Below are 4,041 nucleotides of genomic sequence, written 5' to 3' on the forward strand. Positions count from 1 at the left end.
CTCGTCGTCCAGACCCTCGTCGCCGAGGAAGCGGGCGAAGTCGCCGGTGTGGCGGAAGTCCTTGTAGACCGAGGCGTAGCGGACGTAGGCCACCTCATCGACCGACTTCAGCGCCTTCATGATGAAGTCGCCGACGGTCGAGGACTGGATCTCGGTCTCGCCCAGGCTTTCCAGCTGGCGGGTGATGCGGCTGACCAGCTGTTCGATCTGCTCCGGCTGGACCGGACGCTTGCGCAGGGCGATGCCCAGCGAGCGCTCCAGCTTGTCCCGGTCGAACGGCGTGCGACGGCCGTTGCGCTTGAGGATGACCAGCTCGCGCAGTTGCACCCGCTCGAAGGTGGTGAAGCGCCCGTTGCATTGCGGGCAGGACCGGCGCCGACGGATGGCCGCGCCGTCATCCGACGGGCGGCTGTCCTTCACCTGGGTGTCCTGGTTTCCGCAGAAGGGGCACTTCATAAGCGCGTCATCCGTAGATCGGGAAGCGGTGGGTCAGTTCACGCACCTGGGCCGCCACAGCCGCGACCACGGCCGGATCGGCCTCATCGCCGCCGTTCATCGAGGAGACGACGTCGGCGATCCAGTGGCCGATCTGCTCGAACTCGGCCACGCCGAAGCCGCGCGTGGTGCCCGCCGGGGTGCCCAGACGGACACCCGAGGTGATGGTGAAGGGCGCGGTGTCGAACGGCACGCCGTTCTTGTTGCAAGTCATCAGCGCCTTCTCGAGCTCATGCTCGGTGGCCTTGCCGGTGACGCCCTTGGGCCGCAGGTCGACCAGCATCAGGTGGCTGTCGGTGCCGCCCGAAACGATGGCCAGGCCGCGGTCGATCAGGACGGCGGACAGGGCCTGGGCGTTCTTCACCACCTGCTGGGCGTAGAGCTTGAACTCCGGCTTCAGCGCTTCACCGAAGGCGACGGCCTTGGCGGCGATAACGTGCTCCAGCGGGCCGCCCTGCAGGCCGGGGAAGACCGCCGAGTTGATCTTCTTGCCGAGGTCGGCGTCGCGCGACAGGATCATGCCGCCGCGCGGACCGCGCAGGGTCTTGTGGGTGGTGGTGGTGACCACGTCGGCGTGCGGGATCGGGTCCGGATAGACGCCGCCGGCGATCAGGCCCGCATAGTGAGCCATGTCGACCATCAGATAGGCGCCGACGCTGTCCGCGATCTCGCGGAAGCGCTTGAAGTCGATGTGACGGCTGTAGGCCGAGGCGCCGGCGAGGATCAGCTTGGGCTTCTCGCGCTCGGCCATCTCGGCGACGTGGTCATAGTCGATCAGATGGGTGTCTTCGGTGACCTTGTAGGTCACGGGGCGGAACCACTTGCCCGACTGGTTGGCGGGCGAGCCATGGGTCAGGTGGCCGCCGCAGGCCAGGTCCATGCCCAGGAAGGTGTCGCCCGGCTGCAGCAGGGTGAAGAAGACGGCCTGGTTGGCCTGGGCGCCCGAGTGCGGCTGGACGTTGGCGAAGGCGGCGCCGAACAGCTCTTTCGCGCGCTCGCGGGCCAGGTCCTCGGTGATGTCCACGAACTCGCAGCCGCCGTAGTAGCGGCGGCCGGGATAGCCCTCGGCGTACTTGTTCGTCAGGACCGAGCCCTGGGCGTCCAGCACCGCCTTAGAGACGATGTTCTCGGACGCGATCAGCTCGATCTGCTCCTGCTGACGGCCCAGCTCGCCCTGGATGCCCTTGAAGATATCCGGATCGGCGTCCGCGAGGGATTTCGAGAAGTAGTCGGCGTGGGTGTAGGCGGTCACTGGGAATCCCCGAAAATGGCGGCGCTCCATTTAGGCCCCGAAGGCGTGCACCACAACATCTTGTGTCCGCACTCCCCTCTCCCACGGGGAGAGGGAGGGGCCCGGCGGCAAAGCCGACGGGAGGGTGCGGGGATACTTAAGGTGCGGAGAAGGCCGGAGAATGGGCGCCGGGCATTCCAACCCCACTCCCTCCCACGCCTGCGGCGCGGGCCCCTCCCTCTCCCGTCGGGAGAGGGTTATCCCGCAGCGAGCGCCCGCTTCAGCTTGGCCAGCGCCACCCGCTTGAGGCCTTCCGGCTCGTTCACCGGGCCCAGGGCGGAGACCTCGCGGCCGGTGGCGACGTGGATGGCCGAGCATTTCAGGTAGGGGCCGTTGCGGGTCAGCTCGAAGATGACCTCGCCCGGATCCGCGCCGTGATCAGGCGACGGCAGGGAGACGCACCACGTTGCAGTGGGTCCAGAGCGCGTCCATCGCCTTGACCAGATCGTCCATCATCGCGTCGGTGTGGTTCGGCGACGGGGTGAAGCGCAGGCGCTCCGTGCCCTTGGGGACGGTCGGATAGTTGATCGGCTGGACGTAGACCCCGTACTGCTCGAGCAGCATGTCGGAGATCATCTTGCAGTGCACCGGGTTGCCGACGTGCACCGGGACGATGTGGCTGACCGAATCCATCACCGGAATCCCGGCGGCGGCGAAGCGGGCCTTCAGGGCGGCGGCGCGCTCCTGATGGGCCTCGCGCAGCTCCGGGTGGGCCTTGAGGTGACGCACCGAGGCCAGGGCGCCGGCGGTCAGGGCGGGCGGCAGGCTGGTGGTGAAGATGAAGCCCGAGGCCCAGCTGCGGACCGCGTCCACGATCACGGCGTCAGCGGCGATGTAGCCGCCCATGACCCCCACGGCCTTGCCGAGGGTGCACTCGATGATGTCGATCTGGTCGAGGACGCCGTCGCGCTCGGCCACCCCGGCGCCGGTCTGGCCGTACAGGCCGACCGCGTGGACTTCGTCCAGATAGGTCAGGGCGTTGTACTTCTTGGCCAGGGCGATGGTGCCGGCCAGGTCGGCGATGTCGCCGTCCATCGAATAGACGCTCTCGAAGGCGATCAGCTTGGGCGCATCGGCGGGCGCGGCCTGCAGCAGGGCTTCGAGGTGTTCGAGGTCGTTGTGGGCGAAGATGTGCCGCTCGCCGCCGCCGTGACGGATGCCGGCGATCATCGAGGCGTGGTTCAGCGAGTCGGAGAAGGTGATCAGGCCCGGCAGGATTTTCTGCAGGGTCGACAGCGCGGCCTCGTTGGCGACGTAGCCCGAGGTGAAGAGAAGCGCCGCTTCCTTCTGGTGCCAGTCGGCCAGCTCGGCCTCGAGATCCACCGCCGAACGGGTGGTGCCGGAGATGTTGCGGGTGCCGCCGGCGCCCGCGCCGACCTGGTCGATCTCGACCTGCATGGCCTCAAGCACCGCCGGGTGCTGGCCCATGCCGAGGTAGTCGTTGGAGCACCAGACGATGACGTCCTGCTCGGAGCCGTCCTCACGACGACGCACCGCCTTCGGGAATTCGCCACGCACGCGCTTCAGGTCGGCGAAGACGCGATAGCGCCCTTCCCCCTTCACCTGCTCCACGGCGGACTCGAATGCGGCCTTGTAGTCGAACAACCCTGCGGCTCGTCTGGTCTTTGGCAATTGGCGCGTATGTGCGCCCCGAACCGGCGAAAGTCTATCCGACAGCCCGGTTAAATCGCCGCAACCCGCTAATTGATAACGGTTCTCAGTATTGATCGTGCGCATAAGGCAGGATCGACGAAAGGACCGTGCGCCGCCTTGAGGTGGATCAATCCTTCGGCAGCTCGTCCAGCTTGCCGCGCAGCATCTGCAGGATGGCCGAGAAGTCGCGGCCGCCGTAGCCGAGACCGTTGAACATCTGGAACAGGGCTTCGGTCTGGGCGCCCAACGGGGTCGAGGCGCCGGACTTGGCGGCGGCGTCCTGGGCCAGCTTGAGGTCCTTCAGCATCATGGCGGTGGCGAAACCGCCGTCGTAGTTGCGGTTGGACGGGGCGGTCGGCACCGGGCCGGGCCAGGGATAGTAGGTCGTCGTCGACCAGCTCTGGCCCGAGGACTTGGCGACGATGTCGAACATCTTGACCGGGTCGAGGCCCAGCTTCTCCGCCAGGCCGATGGCCTCGCAGGTGCCCAGCATGGTGATGCCGAGGATCATGTTGTTGCAGATCTTGGCCGCCTGCCCCGCCCCGTGGTCGCCGGCGCGGAAGGTGGCGCGGCTCATCGGCTCCAGCGCCGCCTCGATGCGG

At 67.5% G+C, this 4,041-nt stretch carries 5 protein-coding genes; all 5 read right to left on the reverse strand.

The annotated features are described in order from the left end of the window. Window positions 1-456, reverse strand: a 456-nt coding sequence (gene nrdR, locus VGE03_RS00150; protein WP_331044437.1) for a transcriptional regulator NrdR, incomplete at its 3' end; no start/stop codon positions are given. A 7-nt stretch (window positions 457-463) separates the two neighbouring features. After that, complete coding sequence (glyA, locus tag VGE03_RS00155; RefSeq protein ID WP_414644859.1) at window positions 464-1,777, reverse strand: serine hydroxymethyltransferase; 1,314 nt, start codon at window positions 1,775-1,777, stop codon at window positions 464-466. Between the two features lie 206 nt (window positions 1,778-1,983). Further along, window positions 1,984-2,232, reverse strand: a complete 249-nt coding sequence (locus VGE03_RS16530) for a DUF6898 family protein (protein WP_414644860.1) — start codon at window positions 2,230-2,232, stop codon at window positions 1,984-1,986. After that, on the reverse strand, window positions 2,165-3,391 hold the full coding sequence (hemA, locus tag VGE03_RS00160) for a 5-aminolevulinate synthase (RefSeq protein WP_331044439.1): 1,227 nt from the start codon (window positions 3,389-3,391) through the stop codon (window positions 2,165-2,167). The genes VGE03_RS16530 and hemA overlap by 68 nt, the downstream gene beginning before the upstream one ends. Window positions 3,392-3,566: 175 nt before the next feature. Further along, window positions 3,567-4,041: NAD-binding protein (locus VGE03_RS00165; RefSeq protein WP_331044440.1), on the reverse strand; the 475-nt coding region annotated here is incomplete at its 5' end.

The organism is Brevundimonas sp., assembly GCF_036400995.1.
Classification (GTDB): Bacteria; Pseudomonadota; Alphaproteobacteria; order Caulobacterales; family Caulobacteraceae; genus Brevundimonas.

Bases quoted from the DNA above. Each gene is read 5' to 3' on its own strand.
- glyA (WP_414644859.1), bottom strand. From the start codon at position 1,777: ATGGAGCGCCGCCATTTTCGGGGATTCCCAGTGACCGCCTACACCCAC.